The following is a 26,013-nucleotide window of genomic DNA, read 5'->3' as shown; positions in this document are numbered from 1 at the left end:
TGAACGACGCGGTGTGGCCGTCGCTTAGATCGACGTCGGTGAAGGAGACGGTGCCTGCGGCACTGAGGGAATCGGTGGTGTCTGGAGTGGTCGGGGCATCTTCGACGACGGCGCCATTCTGAGTACCGCTGGTGATCGAGACGATGTCGTTGGTGCCGGTGATGGTGATGGTCAGCTGCGCAGTATCGGTAAGCCCGTGAGGGTCACGCACGGTGTACGTAAACACCTCACTGACTGTGACCCCATCTGCCAGCGCATTAGTGTCCACGTCGCTGTTGTTTAATGCGTACGTATAAGTTCCATTCGCATTCAAGGTGAGTGAGCCATAGGTGCCCACCAACGCAGATCCGACCGTGCCGGCACTTCCAGATCCAGCTTCCGCACCTGTACGAACCGCAGACACGACCAGCGTGGCTTGGCCATCATCGGAATCCGTATCATTAAGCAGCACGTTGCCTGCCGCCGTGGGATCGCCCGCGAACAGTGTATTCCCCGGGCCGACGCCGGCCTCGCGCACTTGGTCCGCTGCATTCGTATCATCGAAGCCAACGGGCGCAGTCGGATCGAGACCGAAAGAAACCTGCTCGATCGCAGAGACTTTGAGGTTAATGCTTGTGAAGGTAAATTCTGCTTGACCCGCTTGGCCGGTGTTAGCATTGGAGTTTGCCGCAATGAACGCACGAAACTGGGCAAGTTCAGCGTTGAATGTTGTCATGAATGACGCGTTAAGCAGTTGATCATTGCTCAAATAGATAACGAGGGTATCGATCTCCGCCGTGCCTTTCGCAGCACTGCCGTTGCCCCCATCGTAGATGTCGTAACCGGAAAAAGCAGTTTGTCCGACCGTTGTCCCCGTACCGTAGACCTGGCTGCCAATCTTGTACTGATTTTCCCAGGCCCGATAGATGAGGGTGTCGGCTCCGGATCCGCCTAATACCGTATCGAAACCACTGCCTCCATCCAGCGTGTCGGCGCCAGATCCGCCATTCAGGCGGTCGTTTCCGGCTCCTCCCGACAGCACATCATCACCGCTGCCGCCGACGAGATTGTCGTTGCTGATTGTGCCGATGGTCGTTCCCATGCCAATCCCCTATCGTACTCGTTGTTCTTGTCGGTCAAAGGTTGCCGCTTCGGGCCGCCTGCTGCGTGGTCCGATCAAAAATGCACCCCATGTGGGCAAACTCGCCATTTTCGAAAGTGGGCTTGATCCTGCGCAAGAGCGCCAGGATCATATGAGTCCGCACTCAGCCCAATGACATTTCCAAGGACGCCAGGCGGCCACGCTTCCCCTGAACGCAGCTTGACGCCCGACGAAAATTTGCAACCTGAACCCGGGGGGCTTTGTGCCTGTCCAGGCGGAAAACTCGCTATCGATGAAGCAAAAATGTCTTTGCGCAGTCGTCGCTCAAAGAATCGAGAAAAATCTTGCGAGGAGGGAAAAGCGACAGCCGTACCGTCAACGAAACTGAAGGCGTTATCGCCGGCTTTGGATGCGTCGCAAAACGATATTGCAATGCAATCGCCACCCATGGTTCGAGAACAAATCACCCCTAAACCCACCCTTACTTGCACTCATTTGCAAATACAGATGCCCCCACACCTGTTCACACCCGCCTTGTAAGCTTAAGCCATTCTCCTCTCAGACAATACGATCAGGGCTCGACGACGTAGCTGCTGATTTCTGTCAGCCGCTGCGTTCCCTTTAGTCTATGGCGTAGAGTCCCCTCGTTCATCATCGACGTTTTTTTAGCGCTTGCTCATATTAACACATTCCTAACGCTAATAAAGTGTAAGCGTCAACGTCCAAACAGAGGAACAGTTAACGGTCGCAAATCGCGTGTCAGCAGGGCTGGCGCGTGATAGCCGAAGGAAGAAGTCGTGTGCCCCCGCCTCACTGTGGGGCTGGCGGTGATGGCAAGTTTCTTGGCATTGCCCGGGCCTGGTGAAAGTAGGCCAACAGGTCAACCGATCCAGGTCGCGCTTTGTGATCGAAGCTTTCGTGGGATCGTCTTGGAAATGGATGAATCATGAAACCGGGTGGTGCCCCGACAGGATAGCGCGGCAAATGGCTGATCCAACCCAAAGTGCCGCGAGGTGTGGTTTCTCAAGGCCTCGCCTGCAATCGATCCGCCTATCCGTAAGGAGGTGTTATATGGTGAGGTTAGCGCCGGAACGGCCGTTTTCGGAAAACGCGCCGATCGACAGACGGCCGGACCGCCCTCGATAACCCCGACGATACTCCGTTAATCCGATGGAAAAGTGCGCCACGACGGTTCGAGCGTTGTCCCATGCAGCCAACACCTCGCGCGCCGCAGAGTGAAATCCGCTTGAGACACAGAAAGAAGCCCTGTCCGCCGGACGGGCTTCGCCATGTCTGATCCGCCGCCTTAAAAACAGCCGGTTCGATCCGGCAGCTAAGCCTTGGCAGCAACTTTGCGCGGTTTCTTGACGGGGGACTTTGCGGCCACAGGCGTGGTCGCCGCGCGAATCCGTTTCGGTGCGGGTGTCAACGCCGTTCTCAAATTAGGTGACGATGGCGCGCGGAATTAGCTGGCGCGCCTTGCATCAGCTTACTGAACGGTTTTTGGACAGGGGAACGGGTGACCTCGTCCTTCGGCGTGAGAGCATTCGGTACAGCAGTTGCGAACCGCATGATCAAGTCACCTAGGTGTTTCATCCCGACCTTTAATGGTGCATTATTTTCCCCTGATTGGAAGGAGGCACTATGGGCCAGGTTCTGCATGGGCGCGCCACAACGACAGAGGCAATCCGTCGAGCAATACAAAATAGTCAAGAGAGCCTGAGAGCGCTTTCGAAGCGCTACGGCATCAATCAGAAGACGGTCATCAAGTGGAAGGGGCGCACTTCGGTCGCCGATCTGCCGACTGGACCTAAAGACCCGAAGTCGACGGTGCTGTCGATCGAGGTCATCGTCGCTTTCCGCAAGCATACGCTGCTGCCGTTGGATGACTGTCTTTACGCGCTCCAGCCACGGCCAAGGTGTGACACCCGAAACCAAGGCCAAGCCGGGTTATAGTCGTTTAGACCGAGCGTAATCATACCTTGGCGAAACAAGTCCCAGAAGGCGTCGCGGGCCAATTCGGTATCGAAGAGATGAGCGAATTGGCGCCATGGCTGACCCGGGCGCCCGCCGGCGTTCCTCCTTCCCGTCGCGCGAACTCGTCGGCGAGTTCCGAAATCAGAGATGCCCACTGTCGAGGAGGATCGTTGGGCCGCACTACGATATCGAGATGGCCTCTCGAATCTCTTCGTAGCTATGCTGTTGGGCGTTGTAGCTCATTCCCGTCCGGTTCCCAGTAGTCGGCCTAGTGGTTCCCATACCCCAGCTGCGCACAGGCCATCTGCCCTCTGCGTCCTTTTCCTCTACTGTGAAATGAAAATGCTTGAATCGACGTGCTTCGAAGCGAGGTAGCATGTCCGAAAATTGCTCTCTGATGACGTAGAGGGAGAGGCTAAGCGACGGCAGCTCACTGGTCTCAAAAAGAACACCCGCATCGGGGTGCTCCGTCTTCATGGGAGTGGGGGCCATGATCATGACGATTCCAGGCCATCTGAATGCTGCATTGGGAGTGATTTAGGCCTGACAAACGCCGCCGAAATTACGCGACGCTAAGACGCAAGGCATTGAAAATAAAACTAAATCATCTCTAGGACATTCGATGGCTTGGCACATAGAGTTTGATCCTGGCGGCCTGCCTGACGGGCCTTCCACATATTGCCACCACGATTTTTCCAAGTGCCGTCATCGCGTCCAGGACTCGTGACGGTACTTTTTTGCTATTTGAAAATAAAAGGGTTTTTCTGCCACGGTCCGTCCAAATTGTACTGACGGTACTTTTGAGGAACGAGGTTGGGATGTTGACGGACGCTGCCCTCTAAGCGTTGAAAACCAAAGGACGAAATCCACAAGGTCGCCGACCGCGATGGCATGTAGGTTCGCGTCATGCCGAGTGGAGCGATCTCGTTTCGCTTGGATTACAGGCTCAACAACCGGCGCGAGACCGTGTATCTCGGGAAGTACGGACACGACGGAATCTCACTCGCCCGGGCACGGGAGAAGTGTCTGGATGCCAAGCGGGCGATTGGCGAAGGACGATCGCCCGCGATTGAGAAGCAGCGAGACAGACGGTGCCCGAAAGAGGCGAAGAGTTTTGGCGAGTTCGGTGAGAGGTGGCTCACAACAGCGCCGATGGCGGACAGCACCCGGGCCATGCGGCGTCATATCTATGAATGGGATCTTCTGCCCGTGTGGCGCAATCGTCTCTTGCCTGAGATCACCCCTGACGATCCAAAAGCGCAGTTGCCAAGGTTGTCGAACGCGGTGCTCGGCGACGGCGATCCATGCGCGAGACATCCTGAAGCAAATCTACGCTTTTGCGATCCTGCATGGGGAGAGGGTCGCCAAGGCTTGGGAGCTGATCGAAGAGATCGAAGCGCTTGGCGGTATGACGAAAGCCGTGGCTACCGGCATGCCAAAGAGGATGCTCGAGGAAGCCGCGACGCATCGCCAGGCGGCGGTCGATGCGGGGCGAAGAAGTGATCGTAGGCGTCAACAAATACCGCTTGGAGAACGAGGACCACCTCGAAATCCTCAACATCGACAATGCCGCGGTACGACTTGCGCAGATCAGGCGCATCTCAGGAAACCAAGCGCGTGCGTGGTCCCGACAACGTCGCAGCCGCGCTGAGGGCGTTAACCGGCATCGCCTGCGACGGCAACGGAATTCTACTTGCCGGCGCCATCGGCGCCGCAAGGGCTCGAGCCACCGTTGGCGAGATTTCAGACGGCTGGCCGACAGCTGGGTATTCAAGGGCGGGACCTGTCTCGAGGGACAGCAAACAAAATCGCATCGCCGTAGGGGCTATTTTTCAAGTCATCGCGAGGAACCGCTGAGCGTCGCGTCCGAGCCTACAACGAGTTTGACCCAAGCGATCTCAGAGCGACGGAAGCACACGCCTGATGTGATTGGCAAACGCCTCAACCGCAGGTGACCGTTCGGAATCGGCAAAAGCGATCAAAACACCAAGCCGGGACAACTGCGGGAGCGGTGACGTTAAGACAAAAAGATCAGGCGGCACAGCTTCCTGAGTCATGACGCTTACAGCCAGACCAGAGCGGGCGACGGCTATCAAGCCAGCGAGGCTGTTGCTGGCATATGATATTCTATAGCGCAGCCCGGCCCGAGCCATGGCGTCGCAGGCTGCTCTATGGTCCATGGCATTCGATGCCGGCAATGCCAGGGGAACGGTGTCGCCAAAATTGTGAAGCTCCAGTGTCGGCTTGCTGCCCACCCACACGAGCGCTTCCGTTCTCACGATATCCCTCGAGGCGCTTGCATCGGGAATCGAGACAAGCGCCAAGTCGATTTGCCTTGAATGCAGGAGCGTGCGCAGTTCAACCGTCGGCGCCGAAACAACCTTGATTTCGACATCGGGATGAATGTTTCCGAAGCTCTTCAAGAGCGTGGGAAAGAACGCGATTAAATAGTCTTCCGGGCTGCCGAAAGTCATCGATCCACGCAAGCCCTTGTCCGAGAGTGCCGAAACCGCCTCGTCGTGAATTTTGAGAATGCGCTCGGCATAGGCCAGGAAGCGCTCTCCGTTTCCGGTGAGGCGGACTCCGCTGCCGCTCCGGTGAAACAGGCTTTGGCCAAGCGCCTCCTCAAGCCGCTGTATCTGCATGGTCACTGCGGATTGCGTGCGCCCGACCTGTATCGCTGTCGCACTCAGGGTTCCCGAGTGGGCCGCACGAACGAACGTCGCCAGAAGCCTGAGATCGAGTGGAGCTTGCATATCAATTCTGCTGATATCGGAATCCGAATACTATCAATTTTACTGCAGTCACGCCAGCCGCTAGTTGTCTGTCGAGCGTCTTTACGGGAGTGTGGGATGGCGAAAAACTTGGACAGCGGATTTTGGGCTTCGGCCAGGAACCACCTCATACGCTATGGCGGCACGTTCGAGCCCGCCATCATCGAACGCGCCGCTGGCTCATTCGTCTACGATGCGGACGACCGGCCCATCCTCGATTTCACCTCCGGCCAGATGAGCGCACTGCTCGGGCATTCCCACCCGAGGATCGTTTCGACGGTCAGCCGCCAGGTCGAGAGGGTCGCACACCTCTTCAGTGGCATGCTGTCGCGTCCAGTGGTCGAACTTGCCGAACGCCTCGCCGCTCTGGCACCTGGCCTCGAGCGGTCGCTGTTGCTTTCGACGGGCGCCGAGTCGAACGAAGCAGCCATCCGCATGGCAAAGCTGGTAACCGGCAAGCACGAGATCGTAGCCTTCTCGAAGAGCTGGCACGGGATGACGGGAGCCGCCGCGTCGGCGACCTACAGCGCTGGCCGCAAGGGCTATGGACCTGCTGCTGTTGGATCGCTTGCAATCCCCGCACCCAACAGTTTCCGCCCGCGCTTCAAGCATGTGGACGGGTCCCTGGACTGGCGCACGGAGCTGGACGATGCATTTGGCCTGGTCGACAGCCAGTCGACCGGCAACCTCGCGGCTTTTGTCGCCGAGCCGATCCTGTCGAGCGGCGGCATGCTGGAGCTGCCGCTGGGCTATCTCGCGGCGCTGAGGCAGAAATGCCGCGAACGCGGCATGCTGCTCATCCTCGACGAGGCGCAGACCGGCATAGGCCGGACGGGAAGCATGTTCGCTTTTCAGCGGGACGGGGTGACTCCGGACATTCTGACACTCTCCAAGACCATCGGTGCGGGCCTCCCTTTGTCGGCGGTCATGACCACGGCCGAGATCGAAGAGGCCGCCTATGAGAAAGGTTTTCTCTTCTACACCACGCATGTCTCCGATCCGCTGCCGGCGGCCGTGGGTCTCGCCGTGCTCGATGTGGTAGAGGAGGAGAAACTCGTCGAACGCGCGGCTGTTCTGGGCGCGCGGCTTTTCGACGGCCTGTCGGCACTAAAACAGCGTTACGAATGTGTCGGTGACGTGCGTGGGCGCGGCCTCATGCTCGGGGTCGAGATCGTCAAGAACGGCGAGCACCGGGATCCCGACCACCAGCTCGGCGCCAGGATTGCAGCCGAGGCGTTCAGACGCGGCCTGAGCATGAACATCGTCAAGCTTCCAGGGATGGGCGGTGTGTTTCGAATCGCGCCGCCGCTGACGATCTCCGAGCAGGAACTCGATCTCGGCCTGACCATCATTTCCGAGTCGATCGAAACCGGACTCGCCGCGACCGCAGGCCTTTCCGGCATTGCCGCCGAGTGAAAGGTAAATCGAAGAAATGACCGTCACCATGACAGGCCAGGACTTCAGCCCGGGAGCGGATGCCGAGGCGCATTCACTCGGCACCATTCGCGTGCTCGTCGCCAAGCTCGGACTTGATGGTCACGACCGGGGGGCCAAGATCGTCGCCCGCATCCTGCGGGATGCCGGCATGGAGGTCGTCTACACCGGCCTCTACAAATCACCTGGCGAAGTCGTCAACGCGGCGATCCAGGAAGATGTCGATGTCATCGGGGTCAGTCTTCTGTCCGGCTCCCATGTCCCGTTGTTCCGAGAACTGGGGCGTTGCCTTCGGGAGCAGAAGGCCGAGCACATTTTCGTTGTCGCCGGCGGTGTGATCCCGGAGCAGGACTATGCGGCGCTGCTGGAAAGCGGGGTCGACGCGATTGTACCGCAGGAAGCCCGCGCCGATCTGATCGTCACGACGATCAGGAACCTGATTACCGCCCGTGGCCGCATATGACCGCATTCACCCATGCCAGACCCGTCAGGCGCGCCGCCTACGTCCCCTCGGTTGATCTGGTGCGCGACGTCCTCGCCGGCAGCATTCTGGCCATTGCCCGGATGATCTCCCGCGCAGAAGCTGGATATGCCGAGGCTTCGGAAGCGCTGGCGCAAATCTACAGGCACAGCGGCAAGGCTCATATTGTCGGCATCACGGGCGTGCCTGGTGCGGGCAAGTCCACCCTTGTCTCAGCCCTCATCAAGGTCTTCGCCTCGGACGGGTCCAAGGTCGGGGTTATCGCGGTCGACCCGAGCAGTCCGTTTTCCGGAGGCGCCATTCTGGGCGACAGGGTGCGGATGAACGATGCGGCCGAATCCTGCCAGGCTTTCGTTCGCAGCATGGCAACGCGCGGTCATCTCGGCGGCCTGGCCCGCTCGACGCTCCAGGCGGTCGATATCCTCGATGCCGCCGGATACTCGCCAATCATCATCGAAACCGTCGGCGTGGGCCAGGATGAGGTGGAGGTCGTGACGGCGGCTCACACCATCGTGGTTCTATCCGCCCCCGGGCTCGGCGACGACATACAGGCGATCAAGGCAGGCATCCTTGAGATCGCCGACATCCACGCTGTCAGCAAATGCGACAAGCCGGAGGCGGCGGCCACGATCTCGGCCTTGAAAGGCATGATGGCGCTTGGAACAGTCAAGGTTGCCTCCGGCTGGAACACGCCGGTCCTGGCGGTCAGCTCGGTTTCGGGTGAGCGGATCAGCGACCTGAAAAACGCCATTGGCCGCCACTGGCAGCATCTGCGGGAAAGTGGCGAGCTGGCGGATCGCCAACGCGGCATTTGCAAGACGCGGATACTCGGCACCGCCAGGCACCTTTTCCAGCAGAAGTTCAATGATGAGGCTGGCGAGGTCGAGAAGCACATTCAAGCCGTGATGAACCGGAACATGGATCACTCCGTGGCTGCCCGCCTTTTGCTGGGCTGGAACAATGAGGTGCCGGCGACATGAATCTGTTTTCAGCACCGGCGATAGAAAGCGTCAGAGAAAAGCAAGCCGAGTGGGAAGCAAACGAACTCGCGGCAGCCTTGAAAAGCAGACCCGAAGAAAAGCCTGACTATGAAACGGAATGCGGGATTCCGCTGAAGCGGATTTATACTGCGGCGGACGTCGCCGACATTCCCGCGAGCGACCTCGGCTTTCCCGGGGCCTATCCCTTCACACGCGGCGCCTATCCCACGATGTACCGCGGGCGCCCGTGGACAATCCGGCAGGTGGCGGGTTTCGGCAATCCGGAAGCCACGAACCAACGTTACAAGTACATGATCCAGACGGGGCAGACCGGGCTCTCGACCGACTTCGATCTGCCGACTTTGCTTGGTCTGGATTCGGACAATCCGATGGCGTTCGGCGAAGTGGGGCGTGTCGGCGTCGCGATCGATACTGTGGATGATGTCGACCGTCTTTTTGATGGCATTGACCTTGAGCAAATTTCGGTCTCGCTGACCATCAACCCTTCGGCTTGGGTCGTCTATGCCATGTTCGTCGCCGTTGCGGAAAAGCGCGGCTACGACCTTCACAAGCTGACCGGGACGCTACAAGCGGATCCGCTGAAGGAATATGTCGCCCAGAAGGAATGGATCTATCCGGTGCGGCCCGCCGTCAGGCTGCTACGCGACCTGATCATGCACAGCGCCAAGGCAACACCGAAGCTCAACCCGATCAGCCTCAGCGGATATCATTTGTCCGACGTCGGCGGAAATGCGTTGCAGGAAATAGCCTTCATCATGGCCTTTACGATCGCATATTGCGAGGAGGTCATTGATGCCGGCATGGACATCGACGATTTCGCGCCGAGGCTGTCGTTCTTCTTCATCAGCCAACAGGATTTCTTCGAACAGATCTGCAAGTTCAGGGCGGCGCGGCGCGTCTACGCCAAGATCATGTCCGAGCGTTTCAGCGCCAAGAAGCCGGAATCCATGCGGCTGCGGGTGCATGTACAGACGGCGGCCATGAGCCTCACCAAAGTCGAGCACCACAACAATCTGATGCGGACAGCTATCCAAGCCCTCGGCGCGGTGCTCGGTGGCTGCCAGAGCATGCACACGAACGGCCTCGACGAGGCCTTCGCCATTCCGACCGAAGAGGCGATGAAACTGGCGATCCGGACCCAGCAGATCATCCGCGAGGAAATCAATGTGACCTCGGTGATCGACCCGCTTGGCGGCTCGTATTTTGTCGAGCGCCTGACCCACGACATGGAGACCGAAATCTGGAAGGTGCTGGACGAGGTGACCGAGCGCGGCGGTGCTATCAAGCTGGTCGAGGAGGGGTGGTTCCAGCAGGAGCTGGCTGACTCCGCCTACGCGACTTTCAAGAAGATCGATACCGGCGAAAAAATCTCGGTCGGCGTCAACAAGTATGCCGATGAGACGAGCAGTTCGGCGGAAGTTCACATCCACCCCTACGACGATCAATGCACCCAGTTTCAGATCGACCGCCTGAACGCGGTGCGCGCGAACCGTGACAGCGAGCGCGTGCGGCTTCTCCTGCAAGAGCTCGCCCAGCAAGCCGGGTCTGACGACATCAACCTGCTGCCCAAGACGATCGAACTCGTGAAGGCGCGGGCGACGCTGGGCGAGATTTGCGGCGCGCTGCGGGACGTCTGGGGCTCCTACGCTGAACCGATGATCGTTTGAGGAGGGCACCATGACGCACGCAGTCATTTCCAGGACCGAAGGACCAGTCGCCTGGCTCAAGTTGAACCGGCCAGAACGGCTCAACGCCATGAACAGGCAACTCGTCGATGAACTCTCCGAGGCGCTGGCCATGGTTGAGGCGCAAGCGGAAACTCGTGTCATCATTCTCCATGGCGAAGGGCGCGCCTTCTGTTCAGGCGACGACCTCAAGGATCTTGATGCGCAGACCGTGTCCGAGGCGGCGACCCAGGCCTGGGTCGAGGCGATCCAGAACGTCACCCTGCAGATCATGCGATCCAGGAAAATCGTCATTGCCGCGGTGCACGGCTGGTGCGTGGGCGGTGCGCTCGAATGGGCCATCAATTGCGATTTCCGGCTGTTCGCCGACACCACCCGCTGGTTCTTTCCAGAGGTGACCTACGGGCTTTTCGTGACCGGGGGCGTGACGGCGCTGCTGACCAAGCAGGTCGGGCCGCAGGTCGCCAAGGAACTGATGATCCTCGGCGAACGGCATGATGCCAAAAAGGCTCTTGAGGTCGGGATCGCGTGGAAACTGGTCGCCGAAGCCGAATTGCTCAACGAGGCAAGAAAACTGGCCCTCACGATCGCGGAGCGTCCGGCAAGCGCGGTCTCCGACATCAAGCATGCCATCAACGAGGGCTTTCACTCATCCCTGGTGGACGCAATGGCACTTGAGACCAAAGCCACGGTCAGTGGCTTCCTCTCTCCAGAGGCCCAGGCGCGAGCAAAAGAATTTTGATCGCGGCCATGACCATTCACGACGTCTCATCACCTTTCTACATCCCGGGCCAACACGCGGACGACCTCGAACGCCGGGTCCTCCCCAGGATATTGTTGAAACAGGCTGAACGGCTTGGAACCAGGAAGTTCCTCGAAGTCTGTGGGCGTTCTGCAAGTTTCGAGGACACGCTGGTCATGTCGAGCCGGCTGGCGTGCGGCTTGCGCAAACTGGGCGTGGGCCGATCGGACCGCGTGGCTATGCTGTTGCCCAATTGTCTTGAACTCGTTGCGACGTGGTTCGCGGCATCAAGCCTCGGCGCGATCGAGGTGCCGAACAATCCGGGCCTGAAGGGGGATCTCCTCTGCCACAACCTGAACAATTGCGGCGCGGAGGCGCTCGTTGCCGACGCGGGTGCGCTCGCGGAGCTCGCAAAGGTCCAGGACAGCCTGCCCAATCTGCGCACGCTCATCCTTGTCGGCGTCGATCCCGGCGAGGCTCGTGCGGCGGGCATCAGGATCGATCGGATTGTCAGCTTTGAGGAGTGCCTGGCCTCGCTGCCGGATTTTGATCTGGCCGGCGTCCACTACTCCGACCCGATGGCTATCCTCTACACGTCAGGCACCACCGGCCCCGCCAAAGGGGCGTTGATGTCGCACCATCATTGCTACTCCTGGGCGGCGGCAATGGCGTCGAATCTGGGCTATACGACCAGCGACAGCTATTTCTCGGCCTTGCCGCTGTTCCACACCGACGCCCAAATGTTCGGCGTGTTCCTGCCCCTGATCTACGGAACGCAATCGACGCTGGTCGACGGGTTCTCCGCGTCAAGGTTCTGGGATCAGGTCCGCGCCAGCGGCGCCACGGCGACAAATCTGCTCGGCGCCATGGCCGTCATCCTCATGCGCGCGTCGCAGTCCGAGAATGACGGCGGCAATCCCGTCAGGATATGCCAGTGCATTCCCATGGTTCCGGACAAGGAAGCGTTCGAGCGTCGTTTCGGCATGAGACTGGTAACTGGTTACGGACAGACGGAAACCAGTTTTGTGACGTTGGACACGGCCGACGAAACACGGCCGGGCTCCTGCGGCAGGCCGCATCCGGACTGGGAGGTGGCGATCGTCGACGAAGCCGACAGGCCTCTGCCGCCTGGCACCATCGGCGAAATCGTTTCGCGCCCGAGCAAGAGCTGGAGCATGTTTTCCGGTTACTACCGTGCCGACGCCAAGACGGTGCAGACGCTCAGAAACCTCTGGTATCATTCTGGCGATGCCGGCTTCATGGATGATGACGGCTGGCTCTATTTCAAGCATCGCCTCAACGAGGCGATCCGCCGCCGGGGCGAGAACATTTCCGCCTATGAGGTGGAGACCGTCGCCGAGAAACATCCTGATATCGTTGAAAGCGCGGCTTTCGGAATTCCGTCGGAGTTCACCGAGGAAGACATCATGGTTGTGGCGCAGCGCAGACCGGGATCCACGCTTGAACCAGCTGGTCTGCTCGATCACTTCCGGGAGCTCGCGCCCCACCACATGGTCCCGCGCTACATCGAGATTACCGACACCCCGTTGCCGCGAACGCCGACAGAGAAAGTCGCCAGGAACACCTTGCGGCAACGCGGTGTGAGCGACGCCACATTCGATCGCGGACAGCGTTAGAGCGACGGAGCCATAAACGGTGGAACGTCGAATGATTGCTCCCTGTTTCATGAACGATACGCTCGAATGCCTTCGCCGCCATAACGTGCGGATTGAACCCCTGCTGGCTCGAGTCGGGCTGCCGCCGGTCATTACCGAACCGATCTCCGCGCAACAGTATGGTGCCCTGTGGCATGCCGTGGCCGAGACCATGGATGACGAGTTCTTCGGCGAAGGGGCACGGCCGATGCGAGCCGGCAGCTTCGCGCTGCTGTGCCAGGCACTCCTGTCAACCAGGACGCTGGAACATGCGCTGCGCAGGGGCCTGCGCTTCCTGCGCGTGGTTCTTGACGATCCTCACGGCGAACTGATCGTCAGGAACGGACTTGCCGAAGTCACCTTGAAGGATGCGAGTCTGCGATCGGCCTTTGCCTACCGCACTTTCTGGATCATCATCCATGGCGTGAATTGTTGGCTGGTGGGCCGGCGCCTGCCGATCCGCTGGGTCGATTTCAAATGCAGCGCGCCGCCTGCTGGAACCGACTACCGTCTGTTTTTTGACGCCCCTGTGCGGTTCGATCAGCCGGAGAGCCGACTTGTCTTCGATGCCGAATTCCTGACGCTGCCTATTATCCGTGACAACAGCGCCTTGCGGGAATTCCTGCGCCAGGCGCCAGGCAACATCCTGGTGCGCTATCGCCACGACGAAGGGCTTTCCGCCGCCATTCGCGGACGCCTGCACACGACCGTTCCGTCCGCGTGGCCAAGTTTCGAAACACTCGCGGCGGGAATGCGCATTCAAGCGCCGACCTTGCGCCGCCGACTGCAATCGGAAGGGCAGACCTATCGCTCCATCAAGGATGAAATGCGAAGGGCCTTGGCCATGGAAGCGCTGCTCGGCGGCAGCCGCAGTGTAGCCGATCTATCGGCCGATATCGGCTTTTCCGAGCCAAGCGCCTTTCATCGTGCATTTCACAAATGGACCGGCAAAAGTCCGGCTTCGTTTCGGCGCGAAGCCGGCCCAAGGCTCAATGCGCGGGAGAATTCATCCATGGATTCGGCGGTGCCCCGCACGCGAAGCGAAACGAGCGGCAAACATTGCAAAATCGATCATCAAATCTGAGCGCTTCGGTCATCGTATGCCACTTTGGTTCATTGCAACATGTTCGGGCGAGGCGTTCTCGCGCGGGCATGGGAAATGCGAGTTAGAGACAAGGTCTTCTTGGTCACCGGTGCCGGCTCCGGGTTGGGAGCAGCGGTCACGCGCATGTTCGCGGCTGAAGGCGCAAACGTCCTGGCCATCGATGTAAATGCCGCCGCCGGCGAGAAGGTCGCCGCGGAATTGGGCGACACGGTGCGTTTTCAGCGTGCCGACGTGACCAGCGAAGCTGACGGCTTGGCGGCCGTGGGCCTCGCCAGGAACGCGTTTGGGCACATCCATGGACTGGTGAATTGCGCCGGCGTGGCGCCGGGCGAAAAAGTCCTGGGGCGAGACAAGCCCCATAGCCTGGAAAGCTTTGCACGGACGATCGCCATCAACCTCGTCGGTACTTTCAACATGGTGCGGCTAGTCGCCGACATCATGGTGAAAGGCGCACCCGACGTCGATGGCGAGCGCGGCGTGATCGTCAACACAGCCTCGATCGCGGCCTTCGATGGCCAGATCGGCCAGGCGGCCTACGCTGCGTCAAAGGGTGGCGTCGCCGCGCTGACCTTGCCTGTCGCCAGGGAACTGGCTCGCCATGGAGTGCGCGTCGCCACCATCGCTCCGGGCATTTTTGCAACACCGATGATGGCGGCCATGCCGCACGACGTCCGGGATGCGCTCGGCGCGAGCGTCCCGTTTCCGCCGCGCCTGGGGCGTCCGGACGAGTATGCCGCCCTGGTGAAGCACATTTGCGAGAACACGATGCTGAATGGTGAGGTGATCCGCCTCGACGGCGCGCTGCGCATGGCGCCGCGATGAGTGTGCGGGCAGGAGGGCTGACGGAATGAGCACGCATGATCCGGTGGTCATCGTTGCCGCCGCCAGGACACCCCTGGGAGGATTTCAGGGAGACCTCAAGGACGTCTCAGCCGCAGAACTTGGCACAGCCGCTGTGCGCGGCGCGCTGGAGCGGTCCGGGCTTGAAACGAACCTGGTTGATGAGGTTCTGCTCGGCTGCGTGCTGACCGCCGGCCAGGGCCAGGCGCCCGCGCGTCAGTCAGCCCTTGGCGCGGGCTTGCCGCTCGGCACCGGCGCCACGACCGTGAACAAGATGTGCGGGTCCGGCATGATGTCGGCAATGCTGGCTCACGACCTCATCGTTGCGGGTTCGGCGGCAATCGTCGTGGCGGGCGGCATGGAGAGCATGACCAACGCGCCGTATCTGCTCGACCGTGCGCGTTCCGGCTATCGCCTCGGGCACAACAGGCTGGTCGATCATATGTTCCTGGACGGTCTGGAAGACGCCTACGAAAAAGGGCGACTCATGGGGACCTTCGCCGAAGACTGCGCGGAAGCCTACCAATTCAGCCGCGGCGCCCAGGATGCATTCGCGGCTTCCTCCCTGGAGAAGGCACAGAAGGCCAATGCCGAGGGCAGCTTCCTGGAAGAGATCGTTCCCGTCGCGGTGGCGACGGGCCAGGCCGAGCGCATCGTCAGCGAGGACGAACAGCCTGCAAAGGCCAGGATAGAAAAGATCCCAGGACTCAAGCCCGCCTTCCGAGAAGGCGGAACGGTCACGGCGGCGAATTCATCGTCGATCTCGGACGGCGCCGCCGCACTGGTCCTTATGCGCCGTTCGAAAGCGGACAGGAGAGGCGTTGCTCCGCTCGCTGCAATCCGTGGTCATGTCACGCACGCCCAGGCCCCCAATCTTTTCACGACCGCGCCGATCGCCGCCATTCGCAAGCTCTGCGAGCGCACTGGATGGGGTCTTGGGGACGTCGATCTCTTCGAGATCAACGAGGCTTTCGCCGTGGTGCCAATGGCCGCGATGCGCGACCTCGGCTTGCCGGAGGACAAAGTGAATTTGCATGGTGGGGCCTGCGCACTCGGCCATCCGATCGGCGCATCGGGCGCGCGCATCATCGTCACGCTTGTTTCCGCGCTTCGGAAATACGCTCTGAGGCGCGGGATTGCGTCGGTCTGCATCGGCGGCGGCGAAGCAACCGCCGTCGCCGTGGAGCTCATGTCTTGAACGACCCGGAGAGCCGTGCTGCCGCCGAATATGGAACAGCGGCGGCGCTGATCTCAATCGGACAGCTTTGTGCGCCAAAGGTGGGCATCGCATCGAAGCATCAATCAACGCCCACAATGCTAAATGGGAGCCATCATATGAAAAAATCACTCATGTTCGCGCTTGCCGCGACCGCGCTTGTCGCGATCAGCGGCAACGCCTGGGCCGATATTCTGATTGGTGTCGCTGGCCCGATCACCGGCCCGAACGCCGCCTTCGGCGCGCAATTCCAGAAGGGTGCCGAGCAGGCGGCGGCCGATATCAATGCCGCCGGCGGCATCCTCGGCCAGCAGATCAAGATCCAGGTTGGCGACGATGTCTCCGATCCGAAGCAAGGCATCTCGGTTGCCAACAAGTTTGTCGGTGACGGGGTAAAGTATGTGGTTGGCCACTTCAATTCTGGCGTGTCGATTCCCGCCTCGGAGGTCTACGCCGAGAACGGGGTGCTTGAGATCTCACCCGCATCCACGAACCCGCAGTTTACCGAGCGCGGTCTCTGGAACACATTCCGCACCTGCGGCCGCGATGACCAGCAGGGCAAGGTCGCGGGCGACTACATCGCGGCGAACTTCAAAGATGCCAAGCTGGCCATCGTCCACGACAAGAGCCCATACGGACAAGGTCTCGTCGACGTGGCGAAGAAGGTGCTGAACGCCGATGGCCTCAACGAGGTGATGTATGAAGGCATCAACATCGGCGACAAGGATTTCTCAGCTCTCATCGCCAAGATGAAAGAGGCGGGGGTCACGCTGATCTACTTCGGCGGCCTGCACACCGAGGCTGGCCTGATCATGCGTCAATCCGCCGATCAGGGACTGAAAGCGACCTTCTTCTCGGGCGACGGAATGGTCTCCAACGAACTGGCTGCAATCGCTGGTGACGCGGTTGTCGGAACGCTCAACACCTTCGGTCCCGATCCGCGCAAGAACCCTGCCGCCAATGGCATCGTCGAGAGATTCCGCACGGCCGGCTTCGAGCCGGAAGCCTATACGCTGTACTCCTACGCCGCGGTCCAGATTATCGCCGCCGCGATCACCAAAACCGGCTCCGCCGATGACGCGACGAAGGTTGCTGATGCCATCAAGGCATATGGTTCGTTCAAGACCGCCATTGGCGACTTCGGCTATGACGCGAAGGGCGATCCAACGCGTCCGGACTACGTCATCTACGAATGGAAAAAGGGCGAAGACGGCAAGCCGACCTATTTCCAAAAATAGCAAATGAAGAGATGCCCGCCGCTACGCCGGGCATCTCTTGCCTCGAACGATGACGACATCGTGGCCGGCGAAAACGGCGGCACATTCCGACGCAGATGGAAGACGGAAACTATGGAACACAGCCTGATCCGCCTGCGCTTGTCCAGTCCCGATGGGCACTATTCCGGAGCCTTGCTGGACCAGTCGAAAATGCTCCAAATCTTCGGCGATGCGGTGACGGAGATCATGATTAACGTCGATGATCACGAGGGTTCGTTGAAATCACTCGACGCAGAATTTGTGGGCACTTTGAGAACTGGCGAATATCTGGAGGTCGGAGCCAGGTTGACTCGCAGGCAAGGTGGCTTGCGACAATTCGAATGCACCGCTCACAAGTTGATAGAATTAATCCACAAAAATGGCGGTTGGTCGGCTCATGCGCTTGCCGAACCGCAACTCGTGGCGAAAGCAGTCGCTGTAGCCATGACGCATAGCTGAACATTTTTTTGCCGGCAGCGCCGGTCTATATGCCCCAAACCATCAAGATGGGAACATGATCTTGGGTTGGGCCGACGCGCAGGCTTTGTCACATTGCTGAGGATGCTTGTGTCGAGCGGGTATCGCATCAAAGCTCGACCTTGCGACCTTCCTCGCGAGTGCGAGCAAGGTCGGTTTGCGCCTACCATCGGGGAGCGCCGAAGCGCGGCGAGTATCCCGCCTCTTTTCGGGCTAGTCGGCTCCATAGACCTTCCCACGGAGCAGAACAAACACCGTCGCCAAGCTCGCGATGACCAGTAATAAGGTCGAAACCACCGCAATCGTCGGATCAATTTCATTTTTGAGCGCGGTGAACATGACTTTTGGCAGAGTCGAGTTGAAGCCGGATGATATCAGCAGCGCGACGACGACCTCGTCCAGCGAGGTGAGAAAGGCAAGTAGGGCCGAGACCACGATCGAATAGGCAAGCTGTGGCAACACAACGAGCCTTATCGTCGTAAACCGGCTTGCGCCGAGACTATACGATGCCTGTTCAAGCACCGGATCGAACTGGTTGAACCCGGCGGTCATGATCAGGAAGATCACCGGCAGGGAAAGCGCGACGTGTCCGAGCAGGACGCCGGGCACCGTGCCGACCAGTCCCACTTTCGCAAGCAGGAAATAGAGCCCGATTCCGACCAGGATTGTCGGCACCAGCGCAGGGAGAAGGACAATCGCGGCAAGCGCCGTTCGCATTTTGATGGATAAAGACCTTGCTCCATAGGCCGCCGCAAATCCGATGGGGACCGCGACGAGTACGGTCAAAAGCCCCAATTTGGCGGACGCCCAGGTCGCTGCCTGCCACTTCGTCGAACCGAGATAATTGTCGTACCATCGAAGCGAGAACGAGGACGGAGGGAATTCGAGCAGATTGCTGCCGGAAAGCGACATCGGGATAACGATGAAGGAAGGAGCGGCCAGGAATATCGCAATCAACACCGCGAAAATCCTGACTGAGACGCTTTGCCATCGCGGCCGGGGAAAACCTTCAAACATCAGCTCTTCCTTTGCAACATTCTTGAAAGGGTCAAGCCGGCAAACATCATGACGCCCACGCACAGGAGCAGGACAACGCCGAGCGCGCTGGCGGTGCCCCAGTTGGCTGAACTGGCGAGGCTCCGTTCCAGGCGCATTGCGACCATGTAGACCTTGCCGCCGCCAAGGATGTCCGGCGTCACGTAAAAGCCAAGGCAGGAAACGAAAACAAGCGCCGAGCCCGCGACAATTCCGGGCAGTGAAAGCGGAATGAAGATCATCCGCAACGCTTGCCAGCGGGTCGCCCCAAGGCTTGCCGATGCCCGCATCAGATTGATGTCGATCTGCCGCATGGAGCCGAGAACCGGAAGGATGAAAAGCGGGAGCATGATGTGGGTCATGCCGAGGATGGCGCCAAAATAGTTGAACACCAGCGGCAGTGGATCGGATGTCAATCCGAGACCCTGCAGCGCCTGGTTGACCACGCCGTTCCGCTGCAAGAGAACGATCCAGGCATATGCCCTGACCAGCAGAGACGTCCAGAACGGCAACAGGACCGCGAGAAGCAGCAAGCGTCCCGACCGTCTCGGCAAGGCTATGATCATCAGCGTAAATGGAACGCCGATGATGATGCAGGCAAGAACGGTGGCGAAACTGACCTCGAACGTAACCTGGAAGCTGCGCAGGAAGCTTTCGCCGGTCAAAACCCGAGCATAATTTTCGCCGCCGACCGTGCCGTCGGATCCGAAGGCCGACAACCAGAACAGCCAAAGGCAAGGCAAAGCCACGGCGACCAGAATGATGATGGCGCAGGGAGCCACGAATAAAGCCGATGCCATTGCCGCGCGACGTTCGTGCTTGCCCATCGAAGTGGCGCTTGGGGCTCGAACGCCCGTTGAGGCTTCCGCCGCGATCGTCATAGGAAATGCATTCGATCGTGACTGACGAAAAGATCGATGCTGTCGCCATTGGTCAATCGCGACATAGCCTGGTCGTCGGCTTGCTGGGCCCTGACGCGCATGGGCGACGGGCTGTTCGGCAGGTTGACCTCGAGCAACCAGCTGTCCCCTTGGAAAACGCATTGACGAACGATTCCACAGAGGGCCGCAGCCCCTTGAGGAGCAGAACCGATGCGCAAATCCTCCGCGCGAAGCATCAGTTGCGAGACCGAGCCGCTGGGGCGCATGGATTGCGGGACAATGTCCTTCGCATCGGCGATAGGAAGAAGAATCGCCTCTCCCAGGAACTCCGCTACGAAAGTCGATGTGGGACGCGTATAGATGCTTATGGGAGTGCCGACCTGTACGATTTTTCCACCATTCACCACGGCGATCCGGTCGGACAGCGTCAGCGCTTCGCGCTGATCATGCGTGACGTAGATCATCGTCAAGCCGAGGGCCTTGTGCAGATCGCGAAGCTCGATCTGCATCTGCTCGCGCAAGTTCTTGTCCAGGGCTGAAAGCGGCTCGTCGAGCAGCATGATGCTTGGCTCGAAGACAATTGCGCGCGCCAGGGCCACGCGCTGGCGCTGGCCGCCGGAAAGTTCGCTGATGCGCCTGTCGCCGAGACCGGCAAGCTGCACCATCTGCAACGCTCGTTCGGATCGTTTAGCCATTTCGGTGCGCGACACGCCGCGCACCCTCAGTGGGAAAGCGACATTTTCCCGCACGCTCATGTGCGGGAAAAGCGCATAGCTCTGGAAGACCACGCCGATATTCCGCTGGTTGGCCGGAACACCGACGATGTTCTTGTCGCCGATCCTGATTTCTCCAGCATCAGGCTGCAGAAAACCCGCAATGGCCATGAGCAGGCTGCTCTTGCCTGATCCGGATGGACCGAGAAGCGTTACGAATTCGCCTGCCTTCACATCCAGATCGACAGCGTCCAGCGCCTTAAACGAGCCGAACGCCTTGCTTATGCCGATGAGAGAAACCGGAACCGTCATCCGATGCTTACCGGGTCATCATGTCAACGAACATGGACTGCGCCTTGTCGTTGTTTTCGACCCACCAGTCCGCATCCTGCACGATCTGCTTCTTCACATTGTCCGGGCTGGTGGGCAATGTCGCGGCCAGCGCCGGGTCGATCAAGCCGGTTTCGAAAGCCTTCATGTTGGTCGGCCCATCGTGGGTGAACTCGACAAACTTGGCCTGGGACTCGGCTGACATCATTTCGTTCAGCATTTTCATGGCTTCTTCGGCATGCGGCGCGCCCTTCGGTACTGCGAAGCAGTCCGTACCCAGGACGCCCTGATTGAAATCGTACTTGGCGGCTGCCCCTCCCTTTATCGCAGTGTCGAACCGGCCGTTCCAGCCGCTGAGCATATCGACTTCGCCGTCCTTGATCAGCTGCGTTATCTGGGCGCCCGACTTCCACCAGACAGCGATATTCGGCTTGAGCTTCTCGATCTTGTCGATCGCCCGCTGCAGGCCCGCCGGCGTGGCGAGAACCTTGTAGACGTCCGTGGGAGCGACGCCGTCGGCCATCAGCGCGGCTTCCAATTGCGCTTCCGCGTTGCCGCGCATGGCGCGGCGACCGGGGAACTTCTCGACGTCAAAGAAATCGGCCCAATTCTGGGGTCCTTTGTCGCCGTACGTCTTGGTGTTGTACGCGAACGTCAGCGAGTACGAATAGAAGCAGACGGCGTATTTCGGCGCGGTTCCCGGGATCAGATCCTTCGCGTTGACCACCGAATAGTCGATCGGAGTCAGGATTCCTTCCTTGCCGCCGAGACCGGCTTCGTAGGCCGCCATCTGTACGATGTCGTAGGTGACGTTGTTAGCGCCGACCTGCAGCCGAACCGCGTTCAGTCCTTCGTCGATGGTGTCATCGATATAGGCGTAGCCGAGCTTCTCGCTAGCCGGCCCCCACAGGACGGCCCGTCCCCCTTCCTGGGTCGAACCGCCGCCCGTCGCGATGCTGACGGTTACCTTGTCCGCAGCATGCGCGGCTCCCGCGATGAGGATCCCGGTGCACAAAATCGTGGTCGACAAAAGCTTCATGTGGTTTTCCTTCCCATTGGGTCCATCAGGTAAGGGTGCGTGTTTGTTGTTTATATCGCAACCCTGTTGACATTAATGCATCGCTTCGACATCTTGTCAATCGCAGGCCGCAGGAGGATGAAAAATGCACATGATAACAGGAATGCAGAAAAGAGCCGCTGCGATCGCAAAGTCTGGAGGAATAAATCAAGCTATACGAAATGGCTCTTTAGAATCTATCCAAACAATTAACGCATGCGAGGCGCTTATAATTGGGCTGGTTAAGCAAGGCGTCCGTAAGTTTCTTGTAGTTTTTGGACATGGCTCTACAGATATCGGAGAAGTTCTGAGAGTATATTCGGATTCTGGCGTAACAGAAACATATAATTTTCGAAATGAGTGCGAAATGGCGCATGCCGCAACGGCGTTGCGTTGGCAATATGGCGAAGTTCCTGCCTTGGTTACCTCCATCGGACCGGGCGCCATGCTGGCGCTTGCCGGCTCGCTTACCGCGATCACCAATGGCGTCGGCGTCTATCACATCTATGGCGATGAAACGACGCTGCGCGAGGGCTATAATTTCCAGCAGATCCGCAAGAAGGAGCAGCAGACCTTCGCGAAAATGACGGCGATCGCCGGCGAAAGCTATTTCGTCCACACGCCGGCGGCGATGCGCGACGTCCTTCGTCGCGGCGCGGTGCGCGTCAACCATCCCAACAATGCCGGTCCGTTCTACATTCACATGCCGATGAACATCCAGCCGGCGATGATCCAGGACATCAATCTCGCGGCCTTTCCGGAAAGGCCGGAATTCGACCTCGGCCCCGCCTCCCAGAACCAGATCGAAGCCGCAGCAGATGTCATCGCGCGCTATGACCGCGTGGTGATCAAGGCCGGCGGCGGCGCCAGGGCCGCCGCGGCGCAGGTGCGCCGGTTCGCCGAAAATATCGGTGCCACCGTCGTCATCTCGCCCATCAGCCAGGGCCTGATGCCCGACGCTCACCCAAATCACATGCATATCAGCGGCACCAAGGGCACGCTGTCGGGAAACTACGCCGCCGCCCAAGCCGAGCTCGTCATCGTCATCGGATCGCGCGCGGTCTGCCAGACCGACTGTTCGGGCATCGGCTACACCTCGGCGAAGGAGGTCATCAACATCAACGCCGAAGTCGAGGACGTGTCGCACTACAACCGGACGACATGCCTGATCGGCGATGTCGGGCGCACCCTCGAGAAACTGGGCGAAGTCTGCGCAACGCGCGGCATTTGCGCCGCCCGCGCCGAGGCGTGGCTGAAGGAATGCGGCGCCAAGAAGAAGGAATGGGCAGACCTTCGCGCAAGGAACTATGCCAACGCCACCCGTCGCGACGAGATCTGGCAGCGTGAAGTGCTGACCCAACCGGCAGCGTTGAAGGCAGTCGTCGATTTCGCCAAAAGCCACAACATCACCAAACTGTTCGACGCTGGCGACGTGCAATCCAATTCACTTCAGGTCTGCGAGGACGATGAGGTCGGCCAGTCGATCTCGGATGGCGGCGCATCCTTCATGGGATTCGGGGTCAGCGGTCTTGTCGCCTCGGCCATTGCCGACAACCCGAATTACACGATGGCGATTTCAGGCGACGGTTCGTTCTGGATGAACCCTCAGGCCTTGATCGATGGCCTCGAACACGGCGTGAACGGAGCGCTCGTCGTCCTCGACAACAGGCGGATGAGCTCGATCACCGGGTTGCAGCGCAAGCAGTACGGCGCGGAATTCCAGACATCCGACTCCGTGGCCGTCGACTATCGTAGCCTGTGCCGGGCAATATCGGGCCTGCATTTCGTCGATGGTGGCACGTCGCCCGAGGAACTGCGTTCAGCCCTGGCCGAGGCCCATGCGCACAAAGGTCTGTCGCTGGTGCACGTTCCGGTCGTCTGGGATCATGTCGGAAGCTCCAGTGTCGGCACTTATGGCCGCTGGAACATCGGCGTGCAGGTCGAAGACGTCGAGCGCGAGTACAGAAACCAGGTCTTGTGACCTTGGTCGAAAGCCGGCGTCCTGCAGCATGTTGGGCCCCGGGCTTCCGAGCCGCGTTCGGGTAGCGCAGCTGGGTGAAGGCGACCGAAATCTTGTCTTGGTGTGGACGCGTATCCAGCATACTCGGGATTGATGTTCCACAAACTTCCGAGCGCCTTCGAGCGCCCGCCTACGCAAATGAGGTAGAAGAAGATGCGTGCAAGTTACTACAGTACGATGCTGTCCGAACTGCCTCTTGCCGAGGCGGCCGCCGAGGTCGTCAAGGCCGGGTACACCGACCTCGCCATCAATTGCGATGGTATTCCCTCGAAATTCGCGCCGCACATGACGGCCGAAACGCCGGTTGACGAATGTCGCAGGCTGGCAGGCACCGTCCGCGAGGCGGGCCTCGGAATCCCCGCGGTCAGCTCGAACTTCTATTTCTTCGCCAAGGACGACGCGGAGCGCTTGCGGGGCCTCGACTACGTCACGCGGATGCTCGATCGCGTCAAGGTGATGGACGTCGACTATGTCCACCTCTGCTCGTCCAAGCCCTACCCCGGCAAGTCCGAAGACGAGATGTTCGATATCTTTATCGAGACTTGGCGGGAAATCCTCAGGCAAGCCGAAGCCCGGGGCATCTCGGTCGGGCTGGAATCATGCGCGCCGCATATGTATCCGCAGACCGCGCGCTACGAGCAGTTGATCGAGGAACTGGCCCCGCAAAAACTCTATGTCAATTTCGACCCCAGCCACTTCGTTGCAATCGGCGAGGATCCGGCCAAGGCTGTCGAGAGATTGGCGGACAGCATCCGGCATGTGCACATCAAGGACGCCAAGGGGCGGTTTCCCAACTTCTCCTTTCCGCCATTGGGAGAGGGCGAGGTCGATTTTCCGGCGTTGATCTCCGCACTATCGAAAATCGGATATGATGGCGCCATGACGATCGAATACGAAGCCAACTATTTCGGCTGGAAGCTGAGCCCGATGGAAGTCCTCGACAGCTCGCGCAAGTTCCTGCGCGATCTGGGGATTTGATCCGGACGCTTAGACAAATCCCCGGGGGATCGCCCGGTTCGCTTTCACAATCCGTAGCGAAGATTCGCAGGCGGCAAGACCTTCGGGAGTAGGACTATATGAAAAAAGCAGAAATGAATGTCGCACTGATCGGGTCGGGCCTGATCGGAGGCCGGCACATCGAGGCGGTCCAGAAAACGGACGGGCTGAGAATGGCCGTTATTTGCGATGTCGTGGCCGAAAAGGCCGAGGCGGCGGCGGCGAAATACGGTGTCGCCCAGACATCGAGCAATCCCGACGCGGTGTTGGCCGATCCTTCTATCGATGTGGTCATCGTCGCGGTGCCGAACCGTTTTCATCAGGACGTGGCCGTGGCAGCCGCCCAGGCCGGAAAGCACATGCTGCTGGAAAAGCCGGTGGCGCACAATATGGAAAGCGCGCTGAAGATCAAGGATGCGTGCGCCAAGGCCGGGACTGTCGTCAGGGTCGGTCACAATGAACGGTGCTGGGATGCCTCCATTTTGGCGCGGAAGATCGTACAGGCTGGCGTGCTGGGCGATGTCTTCACGTTCCGCAACGTGTTCTCGCACAGCTGGGATGTCGTTTCGATCGACGACTATCGCTGGAACCTCGAGATTTCCGGCGGCGCGTCGATGATGGACATCACGATCCACTCGGTTGACCTGGTGCGCTATCTCATCGGCGGCCAGTACAATTCGGTGGCGTCGAGCCTGCGTCACGTCTTCATGCCGAAGGCGGTGGACGACAATGTAAACCTGGTCGCCGAGATGTCGAACGGCGCTTCCGGAACGTTCACATCCGATCGCTTCTCGCCGCTCCTCCATTTCACGACCGAACTTTACGGCACGAAGGGCTCCCTTCACCTGTCCCAATCGACAGTTGGTGGCGCGACCACGGGGCCCTTGACGGTATTCTCGAGCATTGAGGCTCCGGATCTGCCGGAGGAGATGCGCGACTATCTGCGCCCTCGCACAAAGGGCATACATTCGACTCAGAAGCCGGACGGTTGGCATCACCTCTATCCGCCGCACCGCAATCCGTACCTCAACCAGATGAGGGCTTTTTCACGCGTGCTCCACGGGGAAGAGCCGGGCATCGCACTCTGCACGCTGGATGACGGTATCCACAATCTGGAGGTCATGCACGCGGCCTATACCGGTATGAATGAACGCCGCTGGGTGGACGTCCCGCAGCCGGCGGGAACGCCTTGGGTCATCCCCCACTACGACTGAGCGTCGGAGCATCGTACCCGATCATCTCGCGTCATTGCCGCAG

Annotated in this window: 20 protein-coding genes and 3 pseudogenes; 17 read left to right on the top strand and 6 right to left on the bottom strand. The window is 59.8% G+C overall.

Annotated features, from left to right (window positions below):
* On the bottom strand, positions 1-1,081 hold a 1,081-nt coding region (locus FJ930_RS10300), incomplete at its 3' end, for a VCBS domain-containing protein (protein ID WP_210245352.1).
* 1,644 nt (positions 1,082-2,725) lie between these two features.
* Here FJ930_RS10300 and FJ930_RS10295 point away from each other — a divergent pair.
* The 3 pseudogenes from FJ930_RS10295 to FJ930_RS30375 all read left to right on the top strand — a co-directional run.
* Positions 2,726-2,992, top strand: a pseudogene (locus FJ930_RS10295) (IS481 family transposase); the annotation flags it as partial.
* Between the two features lie 911 nt (positions 2,993-3,903).
* Positions 3,904-4,424 (top strand): annotated as a pseudogene (locus tag FJ930_RS30820) (Arm DNA-binding domain-containing protein); the annotation flags it as partial.
* Positions 4,425-4,807, top strand: a pseudogene (locus FJ930_RS30375) (methylmalonyl-CoA mutase family protein); the annotation flags it as partial.
* A 149-nt stretch (positions 4,808-4,956) separates the two neighbouring features.
* On the opposite strand, the gene FJ930_RS10280 reads toward FJ930_RS30375, so the two are convergent.
* Entirely contained in the window at positions 4,957-5,814 is an 858-nt protein-coding gene (locus tag FJ930_RS10280) for a LysR family transcriptional regulator (RefSeq protein WP_141837285.1), read from the bottom strand.
* A gap of 96 nt (positions 5,815-5,910) precedes the next feature.
* Between FJ930_RS10280 and FJ930_RS10275 the strand changes: the two genes are divergently transcribed.
* The 11 genes from FJ930_RS10275 to FJ930_RS10225 all read left to right on the top strand — a co-directional run bounded on the left by FJ930_RS10275 (position 5,911) and on the right by FJ930_RS10225 (position 17,706).
* A complete protein-coding gene (locus tag FJ930_RS10275) occupies positions 5,911-7,248 on the top strand; it encodes an aspartate aminotransferase family protein (RefSeq protein ID WP_141837330.1) in 1,338 nt (445 codons plus the stop codon).
* A 16-nt stretch (positions 7,249-7,264) separates the two neighbouring features.
* Positions 7,265-7,729, top strand: a complete 465-nt coding sequence (locus FJ930_RS10270; protein ID WP_181763335.1) for a cobalamin B12-binding domain-containing protein — start codon at positions 7,265-7,267, stop codon at positions 7,727-7,729.
* The gene (meaB, locus tag FJ930_RS10265; RefSeq protein WP_141837283.1) at positions 7,726-8,727 is read left to right on the top strand and encodes a methylmalonyl Co-A mutase-associated GTPase MeaB; all 1,002 of its coding nucleotides are present in this window, start codon (positions 7,726-7,728) and stop codon (positions 8,725-8,727) included. Before FJ930_RS10270 ends, meaB begins: the two co-directional genes overlap by 4 nt.
* Positions 8,724-10,415: a methylmalonyl-CoA mutase family protein gene (locus FJ930_RS10260; RefSeq protein ID WP_141837281.1), complete on the top strand. Its 1,692-nt coding sequence runs from the start codon at positions 8,724-8,726 to the stop codon at positions 10,413-10,415. The genes meaB and FJ930_RS10260 overlap by 4 nt, the downstream gene beginning before the upstream one ends.
* A 10-nt stretch (positions 10,416-10,425) precedes the next feature.
* Positions 10,426-11,175, top strand: coding sequence for an enoyl-CoA hydratase/isomerase family protein (locus tag FJ930_RS10255; RefSeq protein WP_141837279.1), 750 nt, complete (start codon positions 10,426-10,428; stop codon positions 11,173-11,175).
* Between the two features lie 95 nt (positions 11,176-11,270).
* On the top strand, positions 11,271-12,812 hold the full coding sequence (locus FJ930_RS10250; protein ID WP_246676860.1) for an AMP-binding protein: 1,542 nt from the start codon (positions 11,271-11,273) through the stop codon (positions 12,810-12,812).
* 19 nt (positions 12,813-12,831) lie between these two features.
* Positions 12,832-13,914: an AraC family transcriptional regulator gene (locus tag FJ930_RS10245; protein WP_141837275.1), complete on the top strand. Its 1,083-nt coding sequence runs from the start codon at positions 12,832-12,834 to the stop codon at positions 13,912-13,914.
* A 75-nt stretch (positions 13,915-13,989) separates the two neighbouring features.
* Positions 13,990-14,757, top strand: a complete 768-nt coding sequence (locus FJ930_RS10240; RefSeq protein WP_141837273.1) for a 3-hydroxyacyl-CoA dehydrogenase — start codon at positions 13,990-13,992, stop codon at positions 14,755-14,757.
* Positions 14,758-14,782: 25 nt separating this feature from the next.
* Positions 14,783-15,973, top strand: a complete 1,191-nt coding sequence (locus tag FJ930_RS10235) for an acetyl-CoA C-acyltransferase (protein WP_141837271.1) — start codon at positions 14,783-14,785, stop codon at positions 15,971-15,973.
* Between the two features lie 137 nt (positions 15,974-16,110).
* Positions 16,111-17,229, top strand: a complete 1,119-nt coding sequence (locus tag FJ930_RS10230; protein WP_141837269.1) for a branched-chain amino acid ABC transporter substrate-binding protein — start codon at positions 16,111-16,113, stop codon at positions 17,227-17,229.
* Between the two features lie 111 nt (positions 17,230-17,340).
* Positions 17,341-17,706: a 3-aminobutyryl-CoA ammonia lyase gene (locus FJ930_RS10225; RefSeq protein ID WP_141837267.1), complete on the top strand. Its 366-nt coding sequence runs from the start codon at positions 17,341-17,343 to the stop codon at positions 17,704-17,706.
* A 231-nt stretch (positions 17,707-17,937) separates the two neighbouring features.
* Here FJ930_RS10225 and FJ930_RS10220 read toward each other — a convergent pair whose 3' ends face one another.
* From FJ930_RS10220 to FJ930_RS10205, 4 genes are all read right to left on the bottom strand, one after another.
* Complete coding sequence (locus FJ930_RS10220; protein ID WP_141837265.1) at positions 17,938-18,741, bottom strand: ABC transporter permease; 804 nt, start codon at positions 18,739-18,741, stop codon at positions 17,938-17,940.
* The gene (locus FJ930_RS10215; RefSeq protein WP_181763334.1) at positions 18,741-19,559 is read right to left on the bottom strand and encodes an ABC transporter permease; all 819 of its coding nucleotides are present in this window, start codon (positions 19,557-19,559) and stop codon (positions 18,741-18,743) included. Before FJ930_RS10215 ends, FJ930_RS10220 begins: the two co-directional genes overlap by 1 nt.
* 77 nt (positions 19,560-19,636) lie before the next feature.
* Positions 19,637-20,665: an ABC transporter ATP-binding protein gene (locus tag FJ930_RS10210; RefSeq protein ID WP_141837261.1), complete on the bottom strand. Its 1,029-nt coding sequence runs from the start codon at positions 20,663-20,665 to the stop codon at positions 19,637-19,639.
* Positions 20,666-20,672: 7 nt separating this feature from the next.
* Positions 20,673-21,722, bottom strand: coding sequence for an ABC transporter substrate-binding protein (locus FJ930_RS10205; RefSeq protein WP_141837259.1), 1,050 nt, complete (start codon positions 21,720-21,722; stop codon positions 20,673-20,675).
* Between the two features lie 124 nt (positions 21,723-21,846).
* On the opposite strand from FJ930_RS10205, the gene FJ930_RS10200 reads away from it, so the two are divergent.
* The 3 genes from FJ930_RS10200 (at position 21,847) to FJ930_RS10190 (ending at position 25,970) form a co-directional block, all read left to right on the top strand.
* The gene (locus FJ930_RS10200; protein ID WP_141837257.1) at positions 21,847-23,721 is read left to right on the top strand and encodes a thiamine pyrophosphate-dependent enzyme; all 1,875 of its coding nucleotides are present in this window, start codon (positions 21,847-21,849) and stop codon (positions 23,719-23,721) included.
* 192 nt (positions 23,722-23,913) lie between these two features.
* The gene (locus FJ930_RS10195; RefSeq protein WP_141837255.1) at positions 23,914-24,738 is read left to right on the top strand and encodes a sugar phosphate isomerase/epimerase family protein; all 825 of its coding nucleotides are present in this window, start codon (positions 23,914-23,916) and stop codon (positions 24,736-24,738) included.
* A gap of 98 nt (positions 24,739-24,836) precedes the next feature.
* Positions 24,837-25,970, top strand: a complete 1,134-nt coding sequence (locus FJ930_RS10190) for a Gfo/Idh/MocA family oxidoreductase (protein WP_141837253.1) — start codon at positions 24,837-24,839, stop codon at positions 25,968-25,970.
* The last annotated feature ends 43 nt before the right edge of the window (positions 25,971-26,013 follow it).

The sequence above is a fragment of the Mesorhizobium sp. B2-4-15 genome (assembly GCF_006658505.1).
Lineage (GTDB): Bacteria > Pseudomonadota > Alphaproteobacteria > Rhizobiales > Rhizobiaceae > Mesorhizobium.
Note: the sequence above shows the minus strand (reverse complement) of the source record. Positions and strands in the feature narration are given on the sequence as shown.

Excerpts from the sequence above, each read along its gene's own strand:
- FJ930_RS10280 (WP_141837285.1), bottom strand. The coding sequence starts at position 5,814 with ATGCAAGCTCCACTCGATCTCAGGCTTCTGGCGACGTTCGTTCGTGCG.
- FJ930_RS10275 (WP_141837330.1), top strand. The coding sequence starts at position 5,911 with ATGGCGAAAAACTTGGACAGCGGATTTTGGGCTTCGGCCAGGAACCAC.
- FJ930_RS10270 (WP_181763335.1), top strand. The coding sequence starts at position 7,265 with ATGACCGTCACCATGACAGGCCAGGACTTCAGCCCGGGAGCGGATGCC.
- meaB (WP_141837283.1), top strand. The coding sequence starts at position 7,726 with ATGACCGCATTCACCCATGCCAGACCCGTCAGGCGCGCCGCCTACGTC.
- FJ930_RS10260 (WP_141837281.1), top strand. The coding sequence starts at position 8,724 with ATGAATCTGTTTTCAGCACCGGCGATAGAAAGCGTCAGAGAAAAGCAA.
- FJ930_RS10255 (WP_141837279.1), top strand. The coding sequence starts at position 10,426 with ATGACGCACGCAGTCATTTCCAGGACCGAAGGACCAGTCGCCTGGCTC.
- FJ930_RS10240 (WP_141837273.1), top strand. The coding sequence starts at position 13,990 with ATGCGAGTTAGAGACAAGGTCTTCTTGGTCACCGGTGCCGGCTCCGGG.
- FJ930_RS10235 (WP_141837271.1), top strand. The coding sequence starts at position 14,783 with ATGAGCACGCATGATCCGGTGGTCATCGTTGCCGCCGCCAGGACACCC.
- FJ930_RS10230 (WP_141837269.1), top strand. The coding sequence starts at position 16,111 with ATGAAAAAATCACTCATGTTCGCGCTTGCCGCGACCGCGCTTGTCGCG.
- FJ930_RS10225 (WP_141837267.1), top strand. The coding sequence starts at position 17,341 with ATGGAACACAGCCTGATCCGCCTGCGCTTGTCCAGTCCCGATGGGCAC.
- FJ930_RS10220 (WP_141837265.1), bottom strand. The coding sequence starts at position 18,741 with ATGTTTGAAGGTTTTCCCCGGCCGCGATGGCAAAGCGTCTCAGTCAGG.
- FJ930_RS10215 (WP_181763334.1), bottom strand. The coding sequence starts at position 19,559 with ATGGCATCGGCTTTATTCGTGGCTCCCTGCGCCATCATCATTCTGGTC.
- FJ930_RS10210 (WP_141837261.1), bottom strand. The coding sequence starts at position 20,665 with ATGACGGTTCCGGTTTCTCTCATCGGCATAAGCAAGGCGTTCGGCTCG.
- FJ930_RS10205 (WP_141837259.1), bottom strand. The coding sequence starts at position 21,722 with ATGAAGCTTTTGTCGACCACGATTTTGTGCACCGGGATCCTCATCGCG.
- FJ930_RS10200 (WP_141837257.1), top strand. The coding sequence starts at position 21,847 with ATGCACATGATAACAGGAATGCAGAAAAGAGCCGCTGCGATCGCAAAG.
- FJ930_RS10195 (WP_141837255.1), top strand. The coding sequence starts at position 23,914 with ATGCGTGCAAGTTACTACAGTACGATGCTGTCCGAACTGCCTCTTGCC.
- FJ930_RS10190 (WP_141837253.1), top strand. The coding sequence starts at position 24,837 with ATGAAAAAAGCAGAAATGAATGTCGCACTGATCGGGTCGGGCCTGATC.